Annotated in this window: 1 pseudogene; it reads right to left on the reverse strand. The window is 46.1% G+C overall.

Annotated features, from left to right (window positions below):
- A pseudogene (locus SB775_RS34245) lies at positions 1-232 on the reverse strand (hypothetical protein); the annotation flags it as partial.

Raw genomic sequence — 232 nt, forward strand, 5'->3', positions numbered from 1 at the left:
TTTATTTCCTGTATGTCCCGCCTTATCTCCAGCTTTTGGAGATCAAGCATGCGATCGACCTGTTCGTTAAGTAACATTGTTGCACCGCCAAGCTGTTGCTCTTCACCAGTAAAAGGCGGTTTGATGTGAGAAAGAAGTTCATCCCGCTGGTCAATCAGCTGTGTGAACGTTTCTAGTTTATCGTCCAGTTCGGCATTCGTCCGGTCGTCGAAAGTGGCAAGTAATTCAACAT

Source organism: Peribacillus sp. SIMBA_075 (genome assembly GCF_046534585.1).